The following is a 21,949-nucleotide window of genomic DNA, read 5'->3' as shown; positions in this document are numbered from 1 at the left end:
TGTTGGTGGTGGTTGAGGGTTGCGGTGGTTTTGGCGGAGGGGAAACACCCGGTCTCATTCCGAACCCGGTCGTTAAGCCCTCCTGCGCTGATGGTACTGCCCTGTGGTGGGGTGGGAGAGTAGGTCGCCGCCGCGCATTCTTTGAGGTGGAGGGTTGCCCCCTTTTGTGGGGGTGGCCCTCCACTTTTTTGTTGTTTGTGTTTGTGATTGTGTGAACCCGTGGGTGGCCTTCTCGGTGGTGTGGGGCGGTCTCCGTTGTCCGGTTCTGGGGCCGTACGCAGAAGCAGCGGCGAGGAGGAGAGGGGAGGGCGTCCTTGCCGCCCCGGGCTGGGTCTTCTTTCGTTGATCTCGGGGATATCGGGGTATCCCGCCCGGTTTTCACCCCGATATCCCCGAGATCAACGCGGGGAGGCGGAAGGTCGGGTTTCCGGGTGGGCCCCGGCAGCTGCTCCGCGCGCCCGCAACCGCCCACCGGGCCTAAAAGGCCGCCGGAAAGCGCTTTCCCGCCCCTGTCTCCGATGATCTCGGGAGAACGGTTGGAATTCCGGCGAGAATTCGAACCCTTTTCCCGAGATCATCGGAAGAAGGCGCATCCCGGGGGTGGGAAGGGGCGCCCTCCCCTCTCCTCCTCGTCGCTGCTGCTTTTGTGTGCGGAGCCGGGGCCCGTCTGCGGTGAAGGCCCCCACCGCTGGCCCGGCCATCCGTCCACCCGTCAGGCGGTCGGTAGCCCCGAGCCCGCTCCGTCCTCGGTGCCGCTTTTCCTGCAGGACGTCCCCAGGGGGACCGTCGGCGAGGCCGCCCGGCAGACCCCCGCCAGCCCCAGCGCCGCGCCCATGCCCAAACGAGCTAGGGTCGTGCTCCTGCCAGTGGCTAGTGCTCTTTGCCCTTGCTGCTCCCCTGCCGTGGGGCGACATAGGTCCCCTTGCCCGGGGCCGTGACCACGAGCCCCTGTTCGGCGAGCACCTGGTATGCCGACCGGGCGGTTCGGCGCGAGACGCCGAACTCTTCGCACACGGCTGCTTCGGAGGGGACCAGTCTGTTCGGCGCGTAGGTCCCGTCGGCGATGCGACCTGTGATGACAGCAGCGATCTGCCGATAGATCGGTTCGGGCCCATCCGAATCGACGCTCATGATGATGAGCCTCGGCATCAGCGGTCCAGGTCGCCCTTGCTTCTGCGGGGGTGGGCCATCCGGCGGACCGAGCACCTGTGGGTCGCGGTCGCCCACGACCGGGACGCCGATCACGCGCCCACGGTCGTCCAGCCCGACATCAACGTCTTCCTTTCCGACCTGGAGAACCCGCCGCTTCGTGCCGGCCGCCCGCGCTCGCTGACGTCGGCCGAATTCTTCTCCGCCAAGTACGACGAGGTCGGCGACGGCGTGTGGCGCACCGGCGCTCCACCCGAATGCCGATGCCCTGGCCGGGAGATCGACCGGTCAGGCCGAACCCCACCCGGTGCGGTGAGTCGGGTGGGGTTCTCGCGCGTGCTCCGCAGACGGCTACACCATTCGAGCCCTTCTCATGGAACACACGGCCCCGGCGCTGGGCTACCACGTCACCGACTCGGCTGGTGCCGGACACCTGCTTCGCCACGGGCCGGGTGGGCCGCATGGGCCTCGATGACGTGGAAGCGGTGGCGGACGAATGGCCGGGCCTGCACCTCATCGCCGCCCACCTCAGCGATGACGTCACGGGAGCGCATCGGCGGATGCCGGTTTCGCGCGGTCAGTGTCCGTGGTCATTGCGGGGAGGGATGCCTTCTACTCGTGCCAGGCTTCTCCTCCGACGTTGTGGATCATCCGCTGGAGGACCTTGAGAGTGGTGAGGTACTCGGCGTCCGTGACGCCGTCGTGTCTGACTCCTTTCAGGGCATCCTGGCGTTCCACGCAGCGCTGGTAGACGGCTTCGCCCTCCGCGGTCGTCCACAGGCGCTGCTCATCGTCGATTGAGACCAGGCCTTTGTCGAAGAGCGCGTCGAACTCCGGGCCGAGCGTCGCGCCCGCGTCCAGGTAGCCCTTGAGGATCTCCGTGATCTCCTCGCGGGTGCGGCCGTTCCTGCCGCTGCGGACCTGGTTCATGATCCAGTACTGGGGTTGGGAGATGCCGAACTCCGCCAGGCCGGCGCGAATATGGTCGACGACTGCGCTGTGGGCCGCCCAAGCCCAGTAGCCGATGGGCTGGTCGAGCAGTTCGGCGTCGCTGTGCGAGTACTCCATTGTCCTGTCCTCACCGTTCATGGTTCTCAGCTGGTGAGGACGAACCTAAAACCCCAATCAAGGTTAAGGTCAAAACCGCGGAAAGTGGTTCTCGCCTTCGGCCGGATCGCCGGTGGAATGTGGGACGTGTCGCGTCGACGGTGCACCTGTGGCCGCTGCGCTCGCTCTTAGGATCGATGGTGGCCCTGATCGGGGCCGTGTTGATTGAGGAGTCCCATGATTTTCATTACCGCTAAGTGGCGCATCCTGCCCGAGCACGCGGACCGCTGGCCGGAGATCGCCCGCGAGTTCACCGAGGCGACGCGGAGTGAGCCGGGGTGCCTCTGGTTCGACTGGTCGCGCAGTGTCGAGGACCCGCACGAGTACGTGCTCGTCGAGGCCTTCCGCGACGACGAGGCCGGTGCCACGCACGTGCAGTCCGAGCACTTCACGAACGCGAGGAAGACGCTGCCGCCGTACCTTGCCGAGACCCCGAAGATCGTCAACGCGACGATCCCGCAGGACGACTGGTCCGAACTCGGCGAGATGGCCGTCTCGCCCCGGGACTGAGATCGCCCCGGGACTGAGATCGCCCCGGGCCGAGGAAAGCCGACCGGCTAGGAATCGTGACGCGGGAAGAACCGGTGGTCCAGCGACCACCGGCCCGCGCCCACCAGGAGTAGGAACACCAGGCTGAACAGCAGGAGCGAGTCCGTCCGGGCCTGGTGGGCGGCGATCCAGAAACCCTCGTCCAGCAGGAGGGGAAGCTTGGTGAAGAGCAGTGCCCCGCCCATGATCGTGAGCAGCGGCAGGGTGGCCGGCCGGGTGAACAGCCCGAGGATGAGCAGCAGCCCGCAGCCGATCTCGAACACCGCCGCGCTGTAGGCGAAGAACTCCGGGGCGGGCAGCGGCGTCTCCGCGGCGAAGCGGCCGGGCCCCAGGTCGGCGGGGTACAGGAACTTCTGGGTTCCCTCGGAGACGAACACCGCTCCGGCCATGAGGCGGACCAGGATCACGGCCGGGGGCGCGTCGCGCACCACCCAGGCCTGGCGCAGCGTGTCGGCGGTGCCGGTTGCGTGGCTCATGGCGGTCCCGCCGTTCGTGTCCGATCGATAGCACGCGGTGACCGCCATCGTGGCACGCGTCGGATGCGTCGGCCAGAGCCCCTGACCGGAATCGGGACTTCCCGCCTGGTCGTCGATGTCGGTCCTGCGCGACCGGGGTGTCAGGTGTGGCAGCGGGGCGCCCGACGCCCCTGCACCCACGACCAGGTGCCCAAGGCGGCGACCGCCCAGAAACCGCTGACGGGCATCGCCGCCGCACCCACCGCACCGGTCGCGGCGAGGGCGGCGCCGCCGACGCACTGTGCGCGGGCGTCGCCGTTGGCCTCCGCGGAGCGGAGCAGGCGCCCGGACGTCCACAACAGCGGCGCGCCGGCGAGGAACCAGAAGGCGGTCGCACGATCGCCCCAGTCGGGGACCGTGGCGACGACCCCGTCAGCGGCGATATCGGTGACCTGCCTGCGATAGAGGATGACGCCGGTCGCGAGATGGAGGCCCGCAAGAGCCTGGACCCATCGGCCGGGTGAACGTAGTCCGGGTGAACACCGTCTCGGTGAGCGCGAGATCATGACGCCACCGTAAGCGCGGTTCGCGGACCGGGTCGGGCGGGGTACCCATCCGATGCTCCGCCTGGTCGCCGCGACGATCCCCGACGTTTTTCCGCCTCGTCGTGTCAGAGTGTCGATTCGGGCCGAAGCCGTTCGTGTAGAGGGTAGGAAGCCGGAACCGGTCCGGCGCCGAACCTGGGAGGAACGGCCATGCAGCAGTACATGCTCACCATCTACCAGCCCGAGGGCGCCCCTCCGCCGCCGGAGGTCCTGGATCCGATCATGGAGCAGGTGGAGGCCGTCGACGAGGAGATGCGGAGGGCCGGTGTCTGGGTGTTCGGGTGCGGGCTGCACCTGCCGGGGACCGCGACCGTTCTGCGGCTCAAGGACGAGGACGTGCTCACCACCGACGGGCCGTATGTCGAGGGCAAGGAGTTCATCGGCGGCTTCACCGTCATCCAGGCCCCTGACCTCGACGCCGCCCTCGAATGGGGCCGCAAGCTCGCCCGCGCCATGACCCTCCCGATCGAGGTCAGGCCGGTGCGCGAAGGGCGCTGCGGGTGACCTCCGGCTCGACTCCGACGGCCGCGGCGGAGGTCGAGCGCGTGTTCCGCGAGGAGCGGGGGCGCGCCGTCGCCGTCCTGGTCCGCACCTTCGGTGACATCGACGTCGCCGAGGAGGCGGTCCAGGACGCCTTCACCGAGGCGGTCCGGCGCTGGCCGTCGGCCGGGCTCCCACCGAGCCCGGCCGGGTGGATCATCACCACCGCCCGCAACCGCGTCATCGACCGGCTGCGTCGGGAGGCCTCCCGGCAGGACCGCTACGCGCAGGCCGCCGTGCTGCATGCGGACGACGTACCCCAGGAGGAGGGTCCGGTGCGCGACGACCGGCTGCGCCTGATCTTCACCTGCTGCCACCCCGCGCTCGCGCCCGCCGCCCGGGTGGCCCTGACCCTCCGCCTCCTCGGTGGACTCACCACCGCCGAGATCGCCCGCGCGTTCCTCGTCCCCGAACCCACCATGGCCCAGCGCCTGGTCCGGGCCAAAGCCAAGATCCGCGACGCACGCATCCCCTACCGCGTGCCGAAGGAGGCCGACCTCCCCGGCCGCCTCCGTGCGGTGCTCGCCGTCGTCTACCTCGTCTTCACCGAAGGCCACACGGCCGGCTCGGGCGACCGGCTCGTCCGCGCGGACCTGTGCGCGGAGGCCATCCGCCTCGGTCGGCTCCTGGCCGAGCTCATGCCCGACGAACCGGAGGTCATGGGACTGTTGGCGCTGATGCTGCTGACCGAGGCGCGGCGCCCCGCCCGTACCGGGCCCGACGGGGCCCTCGTGCGGCTCGCGGACCAGGACCGCGGCCGCTGGGACCGCGACCTCGTCGCCGAGGGCCAGGCCATCGTCCGCGCGTGCCTCCGCCGCGATCGTCCCGGCCCGTACCAGATCCAGGCCGCGATCAACGCCGTACACAGCGACGCGCCGACCGCGGCCGCCACGGACTGGTCGCAGATCCGCCTCTTGTACGACCAGCTCCACGCCCTCACCCCGACCCCCGTCGTGGCGCTGCACCGCGCCGTCGCGGTGGCCGAGGTCGACGGGCCGGAGGCGGCCCTCGGCCTCGTCGACGCCCTCGCCTCCGACCTCGACCGGCACCACCTGTTCCACGCGATCCGCGCCGACCTGCTGTACCGCCTGGGGCGCGTCGCCGATGCGGCGCAGGCCTACGACGCGGCGATCGACCGCTCCGAGAACGCGGCCGAGCGCGATTTCCTGCGCGTCGCCCGCGCACGGTTCGCGGACGGGGAGCCCGGATCCGGGGATGGATGAAGCCACCGCGGACCCGCCCGGTGGCACCGGACCTGACGGCTACCGTGAGGCGGAGGAGCGTGCGCCTTCGCGATCGGCGTCGGACCGTGCGGCCGGCAGCGGGAGACGCCCGCTTTCCAGGGCGTCGATCATGGCGACGGCGCCGCCGCGGGCCGCGGCGCTGAGGCCGAGGGACGAGGCCTCGACCCGGCAGCCGCCCGCGCCGGGGGCGACGGCGATCTCGTGGAGGGCGGCGCGGCACGTCGGCAGGAGCCACGGCCCCATGGGGACGAAGTACCCGCCGAGGACGACCGCCGCCGGGTTGACGATGTCGACGACGGCGGCGGCCCCCCGCCCGAGCCAGCCGCCGGCCGTGCGCAGGGCGTCCCGCGAGGTGGCGTCGCCGGCCTCCGCCCGCTCCACCGCGACCGCGACCAGGTGGGCGATGCCTTCACCCGACAGCGGCCCGCGGGGGACGAGGTCGGGGACGGCGGCGCGCAGGATCGGTTCGATGCCCGCGAGCGCCTCCAGGCAGCCGCGTCGGCCGCAGCCGCACTCCGGCCCGCCGTCCAGCAGCGGGATGTGCCCGATCTCGCCCGCGAAGCCGGTGGAGCCGCGCAGCAGGCGGCCGTCGGAGAGGATGCCGCTGCCGATGCCGACCTCGCCGGTGATGTAGACGAGGTCGGGGGTGCGGGCGAGGTGCCCGCAGCGGTACTCGGCGACCGCGCCGAGGTTGGCGTCGTTGTCGACGAGGACCGGCGCCGCCGGCAGTTCGGCCTCCTCCATCAGCCGGGTCAGCCGGTCGCGCAACGGGGTGTCGTGCCACCTCAGGTTCGGCGCGCGGGTGACGGTGCCCGAGGGCGCGTCGATGAGTCCGGGGACCGCGACGCTCACCCCGATGACGCCCCGGCCCGCCAGTGCGGGGTCCGCCATCACCTCGGCCATGACCTGGGCGATCCGCCGCGTGCACGCCTTCGGCCCGGCCGACCGGGCGTCGAAGGGGATGTGCCGGGTGAGCAGTTCATGCTCGACCAGGTCGACGGCGACGACGGCCAGGTAGTCGACGTTCACCTCCAGCCCGACGGCGGTGATGGTCCGGTCGTCGAGGGCGAGCATCACCCCGGGGCGCCCCACGCGGCGTTCGGTGGACTCGCCGATCTCGCGGACCAGCCCCCGCGAGATGAGGTCGGCCACGAGGCTGGAGACGGTGGTCTTGTTCAGCCCGGTGGCGGCGGCGATGGCCGCGCGCGAGCAGGGGGCGAGGGCGCGGACGGCGCGGAGCACCACGCCGAGGTTGTTCTCGCGCACCGCCTGGAATCCGGTGGGTCTGCTGTTCACGCTCGACACGTGGTCTCGACACTCCGTTCCTGTGATCGCCGTGGCCGATCGCGGTCGCGCCCCGTTGTCCGGCCGCCCGGTGCCCGGAGGGGTGCCGGGTCGGGTGTGGCGCCGGCTCGGACGCCGCGTGCGCTGCGGTTTGCGCATTCCGTAACTACCAAAGTACGGGGTGTCGGCGGAGGGGTGTGCTCCGGCGGTGCTGCCCACCGGCCCACCGGCCCACCGGCCCACCGGCCCACCTGCGTGGTCCCACGTCTCCGCCGCGACCTGTGTGCCGTCGAGTCGTACCGGGTCGGCGGCGGCCGCGGGCGGAGCATAGGATGCGGCTGGTTGCGAATTCTTTGCGATAAGTGGCGGTGAGGCGAGGGGGCGTCCGGGCGGTGAAGACGAGCCAGGGGGCGCGCCCGGTCGACGGTACCGCCGGTGGACCCCGCGGCATCCTCGCCGTGCGTATGCCGCTCAGCATGCGAGGAGAGCGGGCCGCGATGTGGGCGGCCGTGGCCGTGCTCGCCCTCATGGGGCTGGCCGCGCTCTTCGCCCCCTGGCTGACCGTGCACGATCCGATCGCCACCGACACCGACGCCGTCTCACTGCCGCCCGGGTCGCCCGGGCACCCGCTCGGCACCGACATGCTCGGCCGCGACCTCTATGCGCGCATGCTGTACGGCGCCCGGCTGTCCCTGGTGGTCGGCCTGGTCGCCGGTGCCGTCACGGTCGTCGCCGGGACCGCACTCGGTGCCCTGGCCGCCGTCGGGCCCCGCTGGCTCGACGCGCTCATCACCCGGTCCGCCGACGCGCTGCTCGCGCTGCCGATGATGCTGGTGGCGCTGGCCCTGGCCGCGGTCGCCGGGGCATCGGTGGTGACCGTGGTGGGGGCCATCGTGCTGACCGCGTGGATGCCCGTCGCGCTCATCGCGCGGGCCGAGATCGCGGCGCTGCGCGAGCGGCCCTTCATCCGGGCCGCCTACTCGCTGGGCTTCTCGCGGCGCCGTGTCGTCCTGCGCCACCTGGTGCCCAATGCCGTTCCGCCGATCGCCTCCATCGCGGCGTTCGAGGTGGGGCACGCGATCCTCACCGAGTCGACGCTGAGCTTTCTGGGGGTGGGCATCCCGCCGAACACGCCGAGCTGGGGCAACCTGCTCACCGACGCGCGCTCGCACCTGCTGACCGGGCAGTGGTACACGGTGGCGCTGCCCGCGGCGGCCATCGTGGTCACGATCATCGCCGTCAACATCATCGCGACCGGCCTGGACCGGCGCGGCGGGGCGCACGGGAGGATCTGGTGAGCGACGTACTGACCCTCTCCGGACTGACGATCGACGTCGCGGGCCGGCGCGTCGTCGACGGGCTCGACCTTGCGCTGGCTCCCGGTGAGATCACCGCGCTGGCCGGGCGCAGCGGTAGCGGCAAGAGCCTCACCGCGCGGGCGGTCGCCGGCCTGCTTCCGGACGGCGCGGCGGCGTCGGGCGAGGCGCGGCTGGATTGCGGCCACGGGCAGGCCGTGGAACTGCTGGGACTGCCGCGGCACCGGCTGCGGCGGCTGCGCGGCCCGGCGCTCGGCTACGCCTTCCAGGAGTCCCGGGCGGCGCTCAATCCCACGGTCACCGTGGGCGGGCACCTGCTGGAGACGCTGAAGGCGCACGGTATCCCCCGTGCGCACCGGCGCGAGCGGGGGACGGCCGCGCTGCGCCAGGCCGGGCTGGCCGGTTCAGAGCGGCTGTGGGCGGCCTACCCGTCCGAGCTGTCGGGCGGCCAGGCGCAGCGGGTCGCGCTGGCGCTGGCCTGCGTGCTCGACCCGCGGCTGCTCATCGCCGACGAGGTCACCTCGGCGCTGGACCCGGTGACCCAGGCGGGGGTGCTGGACATCCTGCGCGCCTGGGCTCGGGCGGGGCGCCGGGCGGTCCTGCTCATCACGCACGATCTCGCCGTCACGGGCCGATGGGCCGACCGGTTGGCCGTGCTCGACGGGGGCCGGATCGTGGAGAGCGGGCCGTCGGTCGAGGTCCTACTGCGGCCGCGGCACCCGTTCACCGCCGACCTGGTCCGCGCCAGCGGGCTTTCGTCCGACAGCGAGGTACACCGTTGATCTCGGCGGAGGAGTGGGGCGACGGGGTGTGTGATGTCGCGGGGTGACGGGGGCGCGCTGATCTCGCTGCGGGGGGTGTGCCGCACGCTCGGCGGGCGGCGCCGGCGGGTGGCCGCGCTGCGTGACGTCGACCTGGACATCGCGGCGGGGGAGTCGGTGGCGGTCGTCGGCCGCAGCGGGTCGGGGAAGTCGACGCTGGTCGGGGTGGTGGCGGGGCTGGACCGTCCGCACCGCGGGACGCTGCGTGTGGGCGGGGTGGACGACGTGTGGCGTGCACCGGAGCGGGAGCGCCGGGCGGTGCGGCGGCGCTTCGGGTGGGTCCCCCAGGACGCGCTGACCTCGTTCGACCCGCGCTATCTCGCCGGGGACGTGGTCGCGGAGGCGCTGGGGGGAGCGGACACGGGGGATACGGGTGCGGCCGTGGCGGCGCTGTTCGCGCGGGTCGGCCTCGATCCAGGGCTGATGGCACGGCGGCCCGCGGCGATGTCGGGCGGTGAGCGCCAGCGGGTCGCGGTCGCGCGCGCCTTGGCGGTGGCCCCCGACGTGCTGCTGGCGGACGAGCCGACCAGCGGGTTGGACGTGCTGGCGCAGGAGCGGGTACTGGACGTCATCGCCGCGCAGCGGATGGGCGGCGCGTGCGGTGCGAGCGCGCGTGGCTGCGATGGTGGTGGGGATACCGGTCGGCGCCGGGCGCTGATTCTGGTCACGCACGATCTGCGGATCGCTCGTCGGATGGCGGAGCGGGTGATCGTACTGGAGGACGGGCGGGTGGTGGACGACCTCCCCGCCGATGACCTGGACGGCGGTGGCCCCGCTCTGCGGCGGCTGGTGGAGGCGACCCCTGCGCTGTGAATCGGGCGGTGGGGGCTCCGGGTGGGTGGGCCGCGGTCCGCGGTTCTCGGCGGACTCTGCTGTTCCCGGCGGAGCGTGTCGTGGTGTCGCGGTGTTCGTTCGGGTCCCCGCGGTGATCGTCAGCGGGTGAGCCGGAATACGCCGAGCGATGCGGCGTGGCTCAGCCACCGGATCATCGCGGGGACCCGAACGGCGTCGCCCCGTAGGACAGGGCCGAGGGCGGAACGTTGCGGCGTCCCGCCCTCGCTGACCGGGGAAGACGCGCGTCTCCCCGTTCTGATCCCCCCGTATGTCGGCACAAGCCGGGGGAGATCACTCCGAGCGCTGGTTGGGGATGCCCGCCAGCAGAGCGCGAACCTCGGTCTCCCGGTAGCGGCGATGTCCCCCCAGGGTCCGAATCGAGGTCAGCTTGCCCGCCTTCGCCCAGCGCGTGACGGTCTTGGGGTCCACGCGGAACATGGTGGCAACCTCAGCAGGGGTCAACAGGGGCTCCGCCTCGGGCGTGCGAGTTGACATGTGTACGGCCTCTCCTCCTGGATCTGTGTGCCGATCCTGAGCCTTTATCCTGGCGCTTGGCCCGGATGTCCAATATTTCCCTCAAGGGTCTATATTGGCATCACCCGAGGTGATTGTGCGACCACTTAACGCGACTTTGTTGGTTGGGAGCTTAAAAGTCGCCCTGTGGTGCGTCACGCTGAGTGATTCTAGCGCCACGTATAGTGGCATGGGGCCTATTCGGTCAAAACTTCGTTCTCCGGCCCTGTTTTTCTCGATCCGGAGAGCCGAAAGTGTTAGAGGGTCACGTCTGAAATGGGGGCCGCCACGATGTGCGGCTCTGCGCTCAGCGCTTCTGACGAGGGCTTTCGCGGGCCCGTGCGGTGCGACCGGTGCCTATGACTACTCTCATCGACTGCTCTCCTGCGACACGCACATCCTCGGCGTGGCACGGGGTTCCGGTTACTCAGAGTGCGCTCTGTAGTGCGACGAACACAGTCTATGCCGATCTCTATCGGCTGGTATGCCCAGTTTTGGCAAAGTTGGGGCCAACTGTGAGGGTTGTCCCGTGTGCGACCTTCATGAGATGCGAAAACGTCGGTCGACATCGCGGAGAAACCTGGTACACCAGGTTCGACCCCGATTCGACGTGTGACCAGGTAACGTGACGCGGATTCACGTTCTCCGTGGTGGAAACATGACGCTCAGTTGGCGTGCTCCAGGGCCTGCATCGACTTCCACCGCTGCGTCACCCTCTGGTACATGGCCACGGTGAGCTCCTCGTTGCCCGTCTCCAGCCCGGTGATGGCCGCCGCGACCTCGGCCACCGACTCGTCGTCGCGCAGCTCGTCGTCGTCCATGAGGTGCACCAGGCCGCCGTAGTCCAGCTCCAGCAGCGAACCCGGGTGGGCGATCCCCGACAGCCAGTCCTCCAGCCGCCTGCCCGCGCCCAGCGCCGCGCTCTCGCCCAGCCGCGCCTCCAGCACCCCGATCACGTGCTCCAGGCGGCGGCGGGCCGTGGCCGTCTCGGTGACGTAGACCAGCGCGCGGCCCGGCTGCGTCCCGGGGAGCGCCTCGGTCCGGTCGGCCCCGGCGGCGGACGAGCGCGCGTTCACCCCGGCATCGCCGCGCGCCGTGGCCGGATCCGGCCCCGCGTCCAGCACCAGCCGGCGCTCCCCGGCGGCGAACGGAGCGAACCAGGGAAGGGGGATGCCCCAGGTACTGGTGAGGATGTGGGTACGCAGCGGCTCGCCCTGGTCGCGCCAGCGCTGGAAGGCCTCCTCTGCGGCCAGGGCGACGGGCTCGGGGACGAACGCCGCGCTGATCCGTGCGGGAGTGGCCGACCGGAACTCGCGCACCGCCAGCCACGAGCGCAGCCGCGTCTGCCACGGGCAGACGTAGACGCCTCCGCCCCACACACGCACGTAGGCGTCCCTGCTCTCCCGCTCCGGGGCGAGGACCGGCGGCGTGGCCACCAGCCGGTGGACCGTGTCGGCGTGCTCGGCCGCCAGCGCCTCGGCGCGTCCGGTGTTCGCGGAGGACTCGGCATACGTCCTCCAGTACGCCTGCTCCCGGCGCGGCAGCGCGGTGACAGGCTGGTAGACGCGGAGGTAGGCGGTGTAAGGAAGCACCATCGAATGGTGGCATACAAGATCGGACGTCATAGTCCGCGGTCGGAGGCGGGCCGCACACGCCCGCCGGGGAAGTCGGAGTCGGGTGATCTCGGGTACTTTGATCCGGGACGACGTCGCCTCCGGCCGTTCCCCGTGTGCCCACTCGCCATGGATGGTGTCCTCGGGGGACAATGGTCCTAAAGGGGACCGTGACACGCCCGGTGCGGCGCTGTGGAGCGTCCGGGTGGTGTGCCGTGCGGCCTGTTAACCAAGGGCGGCGTAGGCAGGTTGGTCCCAGACCGGGTACGGTTGTATCCGTACGTAAGCTGGCGCCTGTCGTCAGTGCGATGACGGCCGTCAGCCCGGCAGTGCGGTTTTGCTAGTGATCTGGGGTTTCGCCAAACCCAATCGTTGAGGGGGTCGAGCCAATGGGGCGCGGCCGAGCCAAGGCCAAGCAGCAGAAGGTCGCTCGGAGGCTGAAGTACAGCTCCGGCGGGACCGACCTTGACAGGCTGCGGTCGGAGCTGGGTGTCGCTGAGGGCAATACGGGGAGTCCGGACCGGTACTCGGAGCCGACGGATTCCACCTATGGGGACCCATACGACGACCTGGTCGACCGTTATGCGGACTACGCGGACAAGTACCCGACCGATGACGAGTCCTCGGAGGACGACTCCGAGCGCTCTGAGCGGTCGGACAGCTACCGCTGAGCCGCCGCTCCCGCTGCGCACGCAGTCGGAGTGAACGCGCAACATCCGCATCACCGGGTTCCGCTGATACGCAGGCAGATATAGCCGGTCCGAGCCGCCTCAGGTGGGTCGGACCGGCTATATCTGTGTGCGCGGAAAACCCTGCGCGCGCCGCGTCAGCCGTGCTCACCGACGAGTCGCACCTGCCCGGATCCCGGGGCCACCGTTCCCATGGTCCACGCGGTCAGCCCGCGCTCCGCCAGCACGGCGAGAGCGGCGTCGGCCGAGTCGGCCGAGACGATCGCGACCATGCCCACGCCCATGTTGAACGTGGCCTCCATGTCCTCCCGTGAGATGCCGCCCTGCTCGGCGATGTAGGAGAACACCGGGTGGGGCGTCCAGTTCGCGCGGTCGATGGTGATGTCGACGCCGTCCGGCAGTGAGCGCGCCAGGTTGGCGGCCAGCCCGCCGCCGGTGATGTGGGAGAAGGCGTGCACCTCCGCCCCGGCCGTCAGCGCCATGCAGTCCTTGGCGTAGACGCGCGTGGGGGTCAGCAGCACCTCGCCCAGTACCCCGCCCAGCTCGTCGACGTACGCGTGCAGGTCCAGATCGGCCCGGTCGACCACGTGACGGACCAGCGAGTACCCGTTGGAGTGCAGGCCTGAAGACGCCATCGCGATGACCGCGTCCCCCTCCCGCACGCGGTCGGGACCCAGGACCGCGTCGGCCTCGACGACGCCGGTGCCCGCACCCGCGAGATCGTACTCGTCGGGCTCCATCGCCCCCGGGTGCTCGGCGGTCTCGCCCCCGATCAGCGCGCACCCCGCCTGGTGGCAGCCCTCGGCGATGCCGCCGACGATCTCGGCGATGCGCTCGGGCACCACCGCGCCGCAGGCGATGTAGTCGGTCATGAACAGCGGTTCGGCGCCGCTGACCACGAGGTCGTCGACCACCATCCCGACCAGGTCGATGCCGATGGTGTCGTGCCGGTCCAGCTGCTGGGCCAGCAGCACCTTGGTGCCCACCCCGTCGGTGGAGGTGGCCAGCACCGGAGCCCGGTACTTCGCGACGTCCAGGCGGAACAGCCCGGCGAAGCCGCTGGCGTCGGTCACCTGCTCCGGCCGCCGGGTGCGCGCCACGTGCCGCTTCATCAGGTCAACCGCACGCTCACCGGCGGCGATGTCGACACCGGCGGCGGCGTAGGCCGGTGTGGTGTTGGCACCCTCTGCCACGCGAAACCTCTCAACTGTGCTCGGCTGTGTGCCCCGGCGCCGCGGCGGCGGGACGGCCGCCCCGCGGGAGGGGACCTCCCACGGGGCGGAGGGTCTCTACTGTGCGCCCGCGGCCGTCGTCAGCGGCTTGGAACCGCAGGACTTCTCCAGCAGGTACTTACCGCGGGAGTCCTCGTCGACCTCGATGGGGTAGACACCGTCGAAGCAGGCGCGGCAGAGCCGGCTCTTGGGCACCTGTGTGGCCGCGATGAGCTCGTCCAGCGCGATGTAGGCAAGCGAGTCGGCGTCGATGGACGCGCGGATCTCCTCGGTGCTCAGGTTCCCGGCGATCAGCTCGGCCTTGGTGGCGAAGTCGACGCCGTAGTAGCAGGGCCACAGCACCGGCGGGCTGGAGATGCGCACGTGCACCTCGGCCGCGCCGGCCTCGCGCAGCATCCGCACCAGCGCGCGCTGTGTGTTGCCGCGCACGATGGAGTCGTCGACGACCACCAGCCGCTTGCCCTCGATGACCTCGCGCAGCGGATTGAGCTTGAGCCGGATGCCGAGCTGGCGCAGTGTCTGGCTCGGCTGGATGAACGTGCGGCCCACGTAGGAGTTCTTCACCAGCCCCTGGGCGAAGGGGATGCCGCTGCCCTCCGCGTAGCCGACCGCCGCCGGGGTTCCGGACTCCGGGACCGGGATGACCAGGTCGGCCTCGACCGGGTGCTCCTTGGCCAGGCGGCGGCCCACCTCCACACGGGCGGAGTTGACGCTGCGCCCGGCGATGGTGGTGTCGGGGCGGGCCAGGTACACGTACTCGAAGAGGCAGCCCTTGGGTGCGGCTTCCGCGAAGCGCATCGAGCGCACACCGCGCTCGTCGATGGTGATCAGCTCGCCGGGCTCGATCTCGCGGACCATGGTGGCGCCGACGATGTCGAGGGCGGCGGTCTCGCTGGCCACGGCCCAGCCGCCGCTCTCCAGGCGCCCGAGCACGAACGGGCGGATGCCCTGCGGGTCGCGGGCCGCGTACAGCGTCTTCTCGTCCATGAAGACGAGCGAGAACGCCCCCTGTACCCGCGGCAGCAGGTCGAGGGCGGCCTCCTCCATGGCGCGGCCGCTCTCGGCGAGGAGGTTGGTCAGCACCTCGGTGTCGGTGGTGGCGCCGAGCCGGTCGCTCGGCAGCATCGCCGCGAGCTCCGGCGTGTTGATCAGGTTGCCGTTGTGGCCGAGGGCGAGACCCCCGTCGCGTGCCGTATAGAAGGTCGGCTGCGCGTTCTCCCACACGGGGGACCCGGTCGTGGAGTAGCGGCAGTGGCCGATGGCCAGGTGCCCGCGGAGCGAGTCGAGCGTCGCCTCGTTGAAGACCTGGGAGACCAGTCCCATGTCCTTGTAGACGAGGATGCGCTCGCCGTCGCTCAGGGCGATGCCGGCGGACTCTTGGCCGCGGTGCTGCAGCGCGTAGAGGCCGAAATAGGTGAGCTTGCTGACTTCTTCGCCGGGCGCCCAGACCCCGAATACCCCGCAGGCGTCCTGCGGGCCTCGTTCGAGGGGATCGATGGGATCGAGGTCCATGGAGAGCCGGCCGTCGGATTGCGCCACGTTCATCAGCTTAGTGCCTGATCACCGGGGGCGGGTCAGGCAGGGTCGCCTCGGGCCGTAAAAACCGTGCTGAGGTGGGAGTCCGGGGTCAGGGGGCCGGCCACAGCGGCAGCAGCGGGGCGAGGTCGGCGCGGACACCGCTGGCCGACACCCGGTGCGCGGCCACCGCGTCCGCCCAGTCCGTGCGGCCGAGGGCCAGGTCGAGCCAGGTGAGCGAGTCGGTCTCGACGACGCCGGGCGGGGTGCCGCGGGTGTGCCGGGGGCCCTCGATCGCCTGCACCGCACCGAACGGCGGAACCCGCACCTCCAGGCTGTGCCCGGGGGCGCGTTCGGCGAGTTCGGCGAGGGTGCCGCGGACGGCGGCGCGCACCGCGGCCCGCTGCGGGGCCCGCCCGGCATCGCGGGCGCGCAGCACGGCCTCGGCGCAGGCGGCCAGCACCTCGGCCGGTCGGTCGGACCCGGCGTAGGGGTCCTCACCGAGCGCCGAGAGTTGGGCGTCGAGGGCGTCGCGCAGGGCGGCGCTACGCCGTTGGGCGGGGCCGGGCTTGGCTGGCATGTACATGAGCCTAGGGCGTGTTTGGCGGATGCTTTCCTCCTGAGCGAGCGGCCGTCCGGCGCAGCGAGCGTCGTTCCGGTGGCCGCGAGCCGGGAATGATCCGTCGAATACGCCCTAGGACGTGCCGGCCCCGTTCGGCCCGGTCCGGCAGAGTGGTTCGCCGGCGCGGATCGCCGGTGGATGCGGGCTTCTCGGTGATGAAGTGCGGTGCCGTCGGGCATGGGCGGTTGCCCTGAGGGTGACTTGCACCGAAACTGTCGGATGTGGGAACTCGATGCGACACGGTGGTGAATGCCGGGTACCGACCAGGGGGAGGGATCTCACAGACCATGTCGGAGCCGACGTTCCCCTGTGGCCTACGTCCTGTTCGCGACGTTCGCCGCCGTCCGTCGGTCGGTCGGTGTGGCATCGGTGTGGCAGGGGTCCGGGTCCATCCGAGTCGGGACGGTTAGGATGAATGACTCTGCGACATGGGTTTTCAGTGGTCAATGCCGGATTTCAGGTGAACAAGGAGTGGAGCGCCCCCCGGGGACGCCGCGAAGGGGCGTCGAGCGGTTGTGCCCGTACCCGACCGTAGGCCCGTTCGCCCGATCGGTGCCCGTAACATCCCACACGGACGACCACCGCACTTCAGGAGATAGATGTGCGTCTGCGCCTGACTCCGCGCGATGACAGCTACTACGAGATGTTCGCCGACTCGGCGAACAACCTGGTTATCGCGGCGCGTCTGCTGGTGGAACTGATCAGTGACGGCGCCGACCGTGATGCCATCAGCGAGAAGATGCGCGCCTGCGAGCACGCCGGGGATGAGCGCACCCACGCCATCATGCGGCGGCTGAACCAGAGCTTCATGCCCCCGTTCGACCGCGAGGACATCTACCGGCTGGCCTCAAGCTTGGACGACGTCATGGACTCCATGGACGCGGCGGTCGACCTCATCGGCCTCTACGGGCTGGACCGTCTCCCCAAGGGCATCATCGACCAGGTCGAGGTGCTGGAGCGGGCGGCTGAGCTGACGGCCGAGGCCATGCCACGGCTGCGTTCGATGAAGGACCTCACGCGGTACTGGATCGAGATCAACCAGTTGGAGAACCAGGCCGACCAGATCTACCGGCGGCTGCTGGCCCGCCTGTTCAGCGGTGAGTACGACGCCCTCACCGTCCTCAAACTCAAGGACGTCATCGAGGAGCTGGAGGCCGCGGCCGACGCGTTCGAGCACGTGGCCAACACGGTGGAGAGCATCGTGGTGAAGGAGTCCTGACCCTACGGCGCCGCCGCGGTCACCACCCTCGTCTGTGGCCCGGTGCGGGCGTCGACGTTCTGGGCCGGGGCGACCGCGGCGGTTTCCGCGCGGTGGATCCGGTCGACCGGATCCGGGTCCGGGCCGGGTGCTCGGGCCGACTTCTCCCGGTGAGGGGCGATTCCGCTGCTCGGATGCCCTCGCACCGGGGAACCGCGTCCCGTGGGCACGGTGCGTCCCACGGAGTCCCCACTACGCGCGGGGCCCTCGCATTCCCGGGGTCCGAAGGGGAGGACGTCGGTGCGTCCGTGGTGTCAACCGACGCGCGGCGTGTGGGCCAGCAGCAGCTGCGGGCTGTCGACCTTGTGGAACAGCCACACGCGGTCACACCGGAAGTCCAGGGTCACGGGGCTTCCCTCGGGCAGGATCCGGGCCGTGACGTAGGGGTTCTCCCGCTCGATGATCTCCTTGGCGGCCTTGGCCGGCATACCGGCCAGCTCGGGCCATTCCTGCTTGCCCTGGCAGAACGACGCGGCGCGCTGCTCGGGAGCGGCCTTGTCAGCGACCGCGGCGCTGGCGACTGCCGGAATCCCGACCCCCAGGCTCGTGGCGGAGGCGAGAACGAACGCGGCAACGGTGACGCGCTTCATGGCGACCATTCCTTTCAACTTGTGATTGCAAAGGACGCCACAGAATGTAGCACCGAAAGTCGGCGGGCGATTACGCGCCTATTGCGGGGGCGGCGCGCGTCGCCGAATGTTTACCGGCGGGCCGGTGTAAGTGCTGGTCGGGCGCTTAATGTAACGGTCGTGTTTCCGGTTCGCGGCGTAATTCGTTGAAAATGGACGAACGTGTGCACGGGGCTTCGCGGGGCGTCGAATGCGCAGCTCGCGGGCTTGCCGGAGGGTTCTGCGGGCCGCCGTTCCCGGGGGCCGGGCGCCCCGGAGAAGAATGGATCTCCGGTGGAAGAACGGAGGAGATCGGCACATGCACTGCACGTTCCGACCTGCTCTGAACTGCAAATATTCGTCCCGGCGATCCAAGAACAACAGATCGATAACGATGGTCGGCGATGGTCCCCTTGCCTTGGGGTCGTAGTTCCCAGGCGCGGAGGACATGTGTTCCTTGCGCCGCGTTCGCGAAGTCGGAGAATGGTTTACGCGCCAACGAGTGAGCTTCTTCACACGGTGTGGGGTGCGCCTATTCCGAACAGGATCAGGAAAAGATGCGCGGATCGCCGGGTGTCGAATCAATGGTGGCGCCGCTGTGCTGCGAAGTTAATGGCATTGATCGCAGGAAAGGTGCACCATAGGGCATTGATGTCGGTGGAAAAATGCGCCCGGGTGTCCGCGGAGGTCCGGGCGTCCTACCGGGGCGGGGAGGGGGCTCCCGGGCGTCCCCGAACGACAGCGGGCGGTGGGGGCACTCCAGGCCCCACCGCCCGCGTGCGCGAGTCTCCGCGCGCCTCTGAGGACTCCTAGCCGAATCGACCGGTGATGTAGTTCTCGGTCTCCTTCTTCTCCGGCTTGGTGAAGATCTTGTTGGTCTCGTCCATCTCGATCAGCTTGCCCGGCTTGCCGGTGCCAGCGAGGTTGAAGAAGGCCGTCTGGTCGCTGACGCGGGCCGCCTGCTGCATGTTGTGGGTCACGATGACGATCGTGAAGTTCTCCTTGAGCTTGGAGATCAGGTCCTCGATCGCCAGGGTCGAGATCGGGTCGAGCGCCGAACAGGGCTCGTCCATCAGCAGCACCGCCGGCTCGACCGCGATCGCGCGCGCGATGCACAGCCGCTGCTGCTGACCGCCCGACAGGCCCGCGCCGGGGCGGTTGAGGCGGTCCTTGACCTCGTCCCAGAGGTTGGCGCCGAGCAGGGAGCGCTCCACGATCTCGTCGGCGACGTTCTTGCTCAGCCGCTGGTTGTTCAGCTTGGCGCCGGCGATCACGTTGTCGTAGATCGACATGGTCGGGAAGGGGTTGGGCCGCTGAAAGACCATGCCGATCTCGCGGCGTACCGCCACCGGGTCGACCTCCGGGGCGTAGATGTCCTGGTCGTCGAGCATGACCTTGCCCTCGACCCGGGCGCCGGGGGTCACCTCGTGCATGCGGTTGAGCGTGCGGAGGAAGGTCGACTTTCCGCATCCGGAGGAGCCGATGAACGCGGTCACCGAGCGGGGCTCGATGGTCATCGACACGTCCTCGACGGCGAGGAAGTCACCGTAGTAGACGTGGAGTCCGGAGACGTCGATTCTCTTGGCCACTGGAAGTCCTCTGGTCGGTCAGGTGGAGCTGTCGGGTCGCTGGGTGGCTGGTCGCCGGGTCGAGTCGGCGCTCATCGCCCGAGCTTCGGCGCGAAGAAGCGGGAGATCAGTCGGGCACCGAGGAAGAGCAGCATCACGATCAGGATCAGCGTGAGCGCCGCTGCCCACGCCCGGGCGTAGGCCTCGTCGGTTCCCATGCGGACCTGCTGGTAGATGAAGACCGGGAGGCTCATCATCTGCCCGTCGAAGAGGTTCCAGCTGATCTTGTCGGCCGCGATACCCGCAGTGAGGACCAGCGGGGCCGTCTCCCCGATAACGCGCGCCAGCGCCAGCATGATTCCCGTGGTCAGCCCGGCGATGGCGGTCGGCAGCACGACCTTGACGATGGTCAGCCACTTGGGCACGCCCAGGGCATAGGAGGCCTCGCGCAGCTCGCTCGGCACCAGCTTCAGCATCTCCTCGCTGGAGCGCACCACCACCGGGATCATCAGCACCGACAGTGCGATCGCGCCCGCCGCGCCGTTGGTCTTGCCGGGGCCGAAGAGCATCATCCACAGCGCCACCACGAACAGGCCGGCGACGATCGACGGGATGCCCGTCATCACGTCCACGAAGAAGGTGATGGCCTGCTTGAGCCGGCCGCGCCCGTACTCCACCAGGTAGATGGCGGTCATCAGGCCGATCGGGATGGAGATCAGCGCGGCGAAGCCGGTGATCGCGATGGTGCCGACGATGGCGTGGTAGACGCCGCCCGCGTCCATGCTCGGCAGGACACCGTTCATCGAGACGGTGAGGAAGTAGCCGTCGAACCGCTCCAGGCCGTTGACCAGCACGGTGAACAGCAGCGAGAGCAGCGGGACGATCGCGATCGCGAAGCAGCAGTAGACGAGCCCGGTGACCAGCCGGTCCTTGGCCTTGCGCCCGTTTTCGACCACACTCGATGCGATGCCGATCAGCACCAGGTAGGTCAGGGCGGACAGGACCGCGAACGAGGCCGGGTGGAACGTGTCGAGCGCGAACTGCGCGCCGCCGACCACCACCGCCACACCGGCGAGCAGCGCCGGCGGGGCATAGCGCGGCAGCGCCCCCGTCGTCAGCGCGGGCTGCTTCAGCTGCGGGCCCTCACCGGCGGCACCGGTGGAAGGCGCGTTTCTCGTGGTGGTCATTTAGGAGAACTCCTTGCGCCGCGCGACGATGAAGCGCGCACCCATGTTGACGACCAGGGTGATCGCGAAGAGCACCAGGCCGGCCGCGATCAGCGCGGACACGCCGTAGCCGGTGGCCTCCGGGTACTGCAGCGCGATGTGCGCCGCGATGGTCTGGTTGCCGCTCTGCAGCAGGAACGGGGAGATGACGAGGGCCGGTGAGAGGATCATCGCCACCGCCATGGTCTCGCCGAGTGCTCGACCCAGGCCGAGCATGGCGCCGCCGATGATGCCGGGGCGGCCATAGGGCAGCACCGCCATGCGGATCATCTCCCAGCGCGTGGAGCCCAGCGCCAGTGCCGCCTCCCGGTGCGCCTGGGGGACCTGGTGGAAGACGTCGCGGGACATGGCCGTGATGATCGGCAGGATCATCACCGCCAGCACGATCCCGGCGCTCAGCATGGTCCGACCGGTGGTCGACACCGGCCCCTGGAACAGCGGGATCCAGCCCAGGTACTGCTCCAGCAGCCGGTAGGCGGGCTCCAGTTGGAAGACGAGGTAGCCCACGCCCCACAGGCCGTAGACGACGCTGGGGATGGCCGCCAGCAGGTCCACGATGTAGCCGAGGATCGCGGCGAGGCGGCGCGGTGCGTAGTAGACGATGAACAGCGCGATGCCGATGGCCACCGGGGTCGCCAGCAGCAGCGCGATCGCCGCGGCGAGTACGGTGCCGAAGGCCAGGGCCGCCACACCGAACGCGGGGTCGGTGCGGGTGCTGGCGTTCCACTCGGTGGTGGTGAAGAAGTTGGCGGTGTTGGCCTGCAGCGAGTCCCAGGACTGGAAGAGCAGGAAGGCCGCGACCCCCGCGAGGATGAGCAGGATCAGGAGCCCTGACCCACGTGCGGTGTTGGCGAAGACGACGTCGCCGACACGGCGTTTCCCCTGGGGCGTCCCCTTGGGCGGCGGGGCCGCCGCGGACGTGTCCGCGTCCGTGGTGGTCATGTGAGACTCCGGTCGAGATCGGTCACGGTGGTGGTCGAGGTCACTTCGGCGACCGACCCCGTTCCGTGGTGTCCTGACGTGGGCTGACAGGGCCCGTTACATTGTGCGGGTTTCATACGAGGGCTTTGACCATGCCGTGCCGGGTGCGGTGTGAACGGGGCGCGGCGGCCGGGAGCGGCCGGCCGCACAACGCCGTGAAGGGCAGGGCCCGCACCCGTGGGTGTGAGCCCCGCCCCTGCGGCGGTCTGCGGCGCGCTGA

General features: G+C 70.2%; 22 protein-coding genes and 1 rRNA gene. 9 read left to right on the top strand and 14 right to left on the bottom strand.

Going from position 1 to position 21,949, the window contains the following annotated elements:
* The first annotated feature begins 20 nt into the window (after positions 1–20).
* Positions 21–136 (top strand): 5S ribosomal RNA (rrf, locus tag HNR23_RS19985).
* Between the two features lie 734 nt (positions 137–870).
* Here the strand turns inward: rrf and HNR23_RS19980 are convergent.
* Both HNR23_RS19980 and HNR23_RS19975 read right to left on the bottom strand, forming a co-directional pair.
* On the bottom strand, positions 871–1,131 hold the full coding sequence (locus HNR23_RS19980; protein WP_184077670.1) for a GntR family transcriptional regulator: 261 nt from the start codon (positions 1,129–1,131) through the stop codon (positions 871–873).
* 630 nt (positions 1,132–1,761) lie between these two features.
* Positions 1,762–2,217, bottom strand: a complete 456-nt coding sequence (locus HNR23_RS19975; protein ID WP_184077668.1) for a MarR family winged helix-turn-helix transcriptional regulator — start codon at positions 2,215–2,217, stop codon at positions 1,762–1,764.
* Between the two features lie 216 nt (positions 2,218–2,433).
* On the opposite strand from HNR23_RS19975, the gene HNR23_RS19970 reads away from it, so the two are divergent.
* Entirely contained in the window at positions 2,434–2,766 is a 333-nt protein-coding gene (locus HNR23_RS19970) for a putative quinol monooxygenase (RefSeq protein WP_184077666.1), read from the top strand.
* A 47-nt stretch (positions 2,767–2,813) separates the two neighbouring features.
* Here HNR23_RS19970 and HNR23_RS19965 read toward each other — a convergent pair whose 3' ends face one another.
* The gene (locus HNR23_RS19965; protein ID WP_184077664.1) at positions 2,814–3,281 is read right to left on the bottom strand and encodes a DoxX family protein; all 468 of its coding nucleotides are present in this window, start codon (positions 3,279–3,281) and stop codon (positions 2,814–2,816) included.
* 140 nt (positions 3,282–3,421) lie between these two features.
* Complete coding sequence (locus HNR23_RS19960) at positions 3,422–3,826, bottom strand: DUF6463 family protein (protein ID WP_184077662.1); 405 nt, start codon at positions 3,824–3,826, stop codon at positions 3,422–3,424.
* A gap of 189 nt (positions 3,827–4,015) precedes the next feature.
* On the opposite strand from HNR23_RS19960, the gene HNR23_RS19955 reads away from it, so the two are divergent.
* Positions 4,016–4,369 (top strand): YciI family protein, encoded by a 354-nt coding sequence (locus tag HNR23_RS19955; protein WP_184077660.1) that lies wholly within the window; start codon positions 4,016–4,018, stop codon positions 4,367–4,369.
* A complete protein-coding gene (locus HNR23_RS19950) occupies positions 4,366–5,628 on the top strand; it encodes an RNA polymerase sigma factor (RefSeq protein ID WP_343070629.1) in 1,263 nt (420 codons plus the stop codon). The genes HNR23_RS19955 and HNR23_RS19950 overlap by 4 nt, the downstream gene beginning before the upstream one ends.
* Positions 5,629–5,667: 39 nt before the next feature.
* Here HNR23_RS19950 and HNR23_RS19945 read toward each other — a convergent pair whose 3' ends face one another.
* Positions 5,668–6,954 carry an ROK family transcriptional regulator gene (locus HNR23_RS19945; RefSeq protein ID WP_343070628.1) on the bottom strand — a complete coding sequence of 429 codons (1,287 nt, stop codon included), beginning with the start codon at positions 6,952–6,954 and terminating at the stop codon, positions 5,668–5,670.
* A 371-nt stretch (positions 6,955–7,325) separates the two neighbouring features.
* Between HNR23_RS19945 and HNR23_RS19940 the strand changes: the two genes are divergently transcribed.
* The 3 genes from HNR23_RS19940 to HNR23_RS19930 are packed head-to-tail and all read left to right on the top strand — an operon-like array spanning position 7,326 to position 9,883.
* Entirely contained in the window at positions 7,326–8,231 is a 906-nt protein-coding gene (locus HNR23_RS19940; RefSeq protein ID WP_343070627.1) for an ABC transporter permease, read from the top strand.
* The gene (locus HNR23_RS19935) at positions 8,228–9,031 is read left to right on the top strand and encodes an ATP-binding cassette domain-containing protein (protein ID WP_343070626.1); all 804 of its coding nucleotides are present in this window, start codon (positions 8,228–8,230) and stop codon (positions 9,029–9,031) included. The genes HNR23_RS19940 and HNR23_RS19935 overlap by 4 nt, the downstream gene beginning before the upstream one ends.
* Positions 9,032–9,064: 33 nt before the next feature.
* Positions 9,065–9,883 carry an ABC transporter ATP-binding protein gene (locus HNR23_RS19930; RefSeq protein ID WP_184077654.1) on the top strand — a complete coding sequence of 273 codons (819 nt, stop codon included), beginning with the start codon at positions 9,065–9,067 and terminating at the stop codon, positions 9,881–9,883.
* 312 nt (positions 9,884–10,195) lie between these two features.
* Here the strand turns inward: HNR23_RS19930 and bldC are convergent, their stop codons facing one another.
* Both bldC and HNR23_RS19920 read right to left on the bottom strand, forming a co-directional pair.
* Positions 10,196–10,399, bottom strand: coding sequence for a developmental transcriptional regulator BldC (gene bldC, locus HNR23_RS19925; protein WP_017621302.1), 204 nt, complete (start codon positions 10,397–10,399; stop codon positions 10,196–10,198).
* Between the two features lie 683 nt (positions 10,400–11,082).
* A complete protein-coding gene (locus HNR23_RS19920; RefSeq protein WP_246421811.1) occupies positions 11,083–12,012 on the bottom strand; it encodes a hypothetical protein in 930 nt (309 codons plus the stop codon).
* A 407-nt stretch (positions 12,013–12,419) separates the two neighbouring features.
* Here HNR23_RS19920 and HNR23_RS19915 point away from each other — a divergent pair, with 407 nt between their 5' ends.
* Positions 12,420–12,701, top strand: a complete 282-nt coding sequence (locus HNR23_RS19915; RefSeq protein WP_184077652.1) for a DUF3073 domain-containing protein — start codon at positions 12,420–12,422, stop codon at positions 12,699–12,701.
* A gap of 155 nt (positions 12,702–12,856) precedes the next feature.
* Here HNR23_RS19915 and purM read toward each other — a convergent pair whose 3' ends face one another.
* The 3 genes from purM to HNR23_RS19900 form a co-directional block, all read right to left on the bottom strand.
* The gene (purM, locus tag HNR23_RS19910; RefSeq protein ID WP_184077650.1) at positions 12,857–13,912 is read right to left on the bottom strand and encodes a phosphoribosylformylglycinamidine cyclo-ligase; all 1,056 of its coding nucleotides are present in this window, start codon (positions 13,910–13,912) and stop codon (positions 12,857–12,859) included.
* 96 nt (positions 13,913–14,008) lie between these two features.
* Complete coding sequence (gene purF / locus HNR23_RS19905) at positions 14,009–15,496, bottom strand: amidophosphoribosyltransferase (protein WP_184077648.1); 1,488 nt, start codon at positions 15,494–15,496, stop codon at positions 14,009–14,011.
* An 82-nt stretch (positions 15,497–15,578) separates the two neighbouring features.
* Positions 15,579–16,046 (bottom strand): sterol carrier family protein, encoded by a 468-nt coding sequence (locus tag HNR23_RS19900; protein ID WP_184077646.1) that lies wholly within the window; start codon positions 16,044–16,046, stop codon positions 15,579–15,581.
* A 643-nt stretch (positions 16,047–16,689) separates the two neighbouring features.
* Here HNR23_RS19900 and HNR23_RS19895 point away from each other — a divergent pair.
* Positions 16,690–17,307 (top strand): DUF47 family protein, encoded by a 618-nt coding sequence (locus HNR23_RS19895; protein ID WP_184077644.1) that lies wholly within the window; start codon positions 16,690–16,692, stop codon positions 17,305–17,307.
* A gap of 293 nt (positions 17,308–17,600) precedes the next feature.
* Here the strand turns inward: HNR23_RS19895 and HNR23_RS19890 are convergent, their stop codons facing one another.
* The 4 genes from HNR23_RS19890 to pstC all read right to left on the bottom strand — a co-directional run bounded on the left by HNR23_RS19890 (position 17,601) and on the right by pstC (position 21,690).
* Positions 17,601–17,936: a serine protease inhibitor gene (locus tag HNR23_RS19890; RefSeq protein ID WP_184077642.1), complete on the bottom strand. Its 336-nt coding sequence runs from the start codon at positions 17,934–17,936 to the stop codon at positions 17,601–17,603.
* Between the two features lie 827 nt (positions 17,937–18,763).
* Positions 18,764–19,543, bottom strand: coding sequence for a phosphate ABC transporter ATP-binding protein PstB (pstB, locus tag HNR23_RS19885; RefSeq protein ID WP_184077640.1), 780 nt, complete (start codon positions 19,541–19,543; stop codon positions 18,764–18,766).
* Between the two features lie 71 nt (positions 19,544–19,614).
* A complete protein-coding gene (gene pstA / locus HNR23_RS19880; protein WP_184077638.1) occupies positions 19,615–20,709 on the bottom strand; it encodes a phosphate ABC transporter permease PstA in 1,095 nt (364 codons plus the stop codon).
* The gene (pstC, locus tag HNR23_RS19875; protein WP_184077636.1) at positions 20,710–21,690 is read right to left on the bottom strand and encodes a phosphate ABC transporter permease subunit PstC; all 981 of its coding nucleotides are present in this window, start codon (positions 21,688–21,690) and stop codon (positions 20,710–20,712) included.
* Positions 21,691–21,949 lie beyond the last annotated feature (259 nt).

It is taken from the genome of Nocardiopsis mwathae, from assembly GCF_014201195.1.
GTDB classification, from domain to species: Bacteria; Actinomycetota; Actinomycetes; order Streptosporangiales; family Streptosporangiaceae; genus Nocardiopsis_C; species Nocardiopsis_C mwathae.
This window is presented reverse-complemented; position numbering and strand designations above follow the sequence as displayed.

What these genes read in the sequence shown, in the direction of transcription:
- HNR23_RS19980 (WP_184077670.1), bottom strand. Translation starts at nt 1,131, where the DNA reads ATGAGCGTCGATTCGGATGGGCCCGAACCGATCTATCGGCAGATCGCT.
- HNR23_RS19975 (WP_184077668.1), bottom strand. Translation starts at nt 2,217, where the DNA reads ATGGAGTACTCGCACAGCGACGCCGAACTGCTCGACCAGCCCATCGGC.
- HNR23_RS19970 (WP_184077666.1), top strand. Translation starts at nt 2,434, where the DNA reads ATGATTTTCATTACCGCTAAGTGGCGCATCCTGCCCGAGCACGCGGAC.
- HNR23_RS19965 (WP_184077664.1), bottom strand. Translation starts at nt 3,281, where the DNA reads ATGAGCCACGCAACCGGCACCGCCGACACGCTGCGCCAGGCCTGGGTG.
- HNR23_RS19960 (WP_184077662.1), bottom strand. Translation starts at nt 3,826, where the DNA reads ATGATCTCGCGCTCACCGAGACGGTGTTCACCCGGACTACGTTCACCC.
- HNR23_RS19955 (WP_184077660.1), top strand. Translation starts at nt 4,016, where the DNA reads ATGCAGCAGTACATGCTCACCATCTACCAGCCCGAGGGCGCCCCTCCG.
- HNR23_RS19930 (WP_184077654.1), top strand. Translation starts at nt 9,065, where the DNA reads ATGTCGCGGGGTGACGGGGGCGCGCTGATCTCGCTGCGGGGGGTGTGC.
- bldC (WP_017621302.1), bottom strand. Translation starts at nt 10,399, where the DNA reads ATGTCAACTCGCACGCCCGAGGCGGAGCCCCTGTTGACCCCTGCTGAG.
- HNR23_RS19920 (WP_246421811.1), bottom strand. Translation starts at nt 12,012, where the DNA reads ATGGTGCTTCCTTACACCGCCTACCTCCGCGTCTACCAGCCTGTCACC.
- HNR23_RS19915 (WP_184077652.1), top strand. Translation starts at nt 12,420, where the DNA reads ATGGGGCGCGGCCGAGCCAAGGCCAAGCAGCAGAAGGTCGCTCGGAGG.
- purF (WP_184077648.1), bottom strand. Translation starts at nt 15,496, where the DNA reads ATGAACGTGGCGCAATCCGACGGCCGGCTCTCCATGGACCTCGATCCC.
- HNR23_RS19900 (WP_184077646.1), bottom strand. Translation starts at nt 16,046, where the DNA reads ATGCCAGCCAAGCCCGGCCCCGCCCAACGGCGTAGCGCCGCCCTGCGC.
- HNR23_RS19890 (WP_184077642.1), bottom strand. Translation starts at nt 17,936, where the DNA reads ATGAAGCGCGTCACCGTTGCCGCGTTCGTTCTCGCCTCCGCCACGAGC.
- pstA (WP_184077638.1), bottom strand. Translation starts at nt 20,709, where the DNA reads ATGACCACCACGAGAAACGCGCCTTCCACCGGTGCCGCCGGTGAGGGC.
- pstC (WP_184077636.1), bottom strand. Translation starts at nt 21,690, where the DNA reads ATGACCACCACGGACGCGGACACGTCCGCGGCGGCCCCGCCGCCCAAG.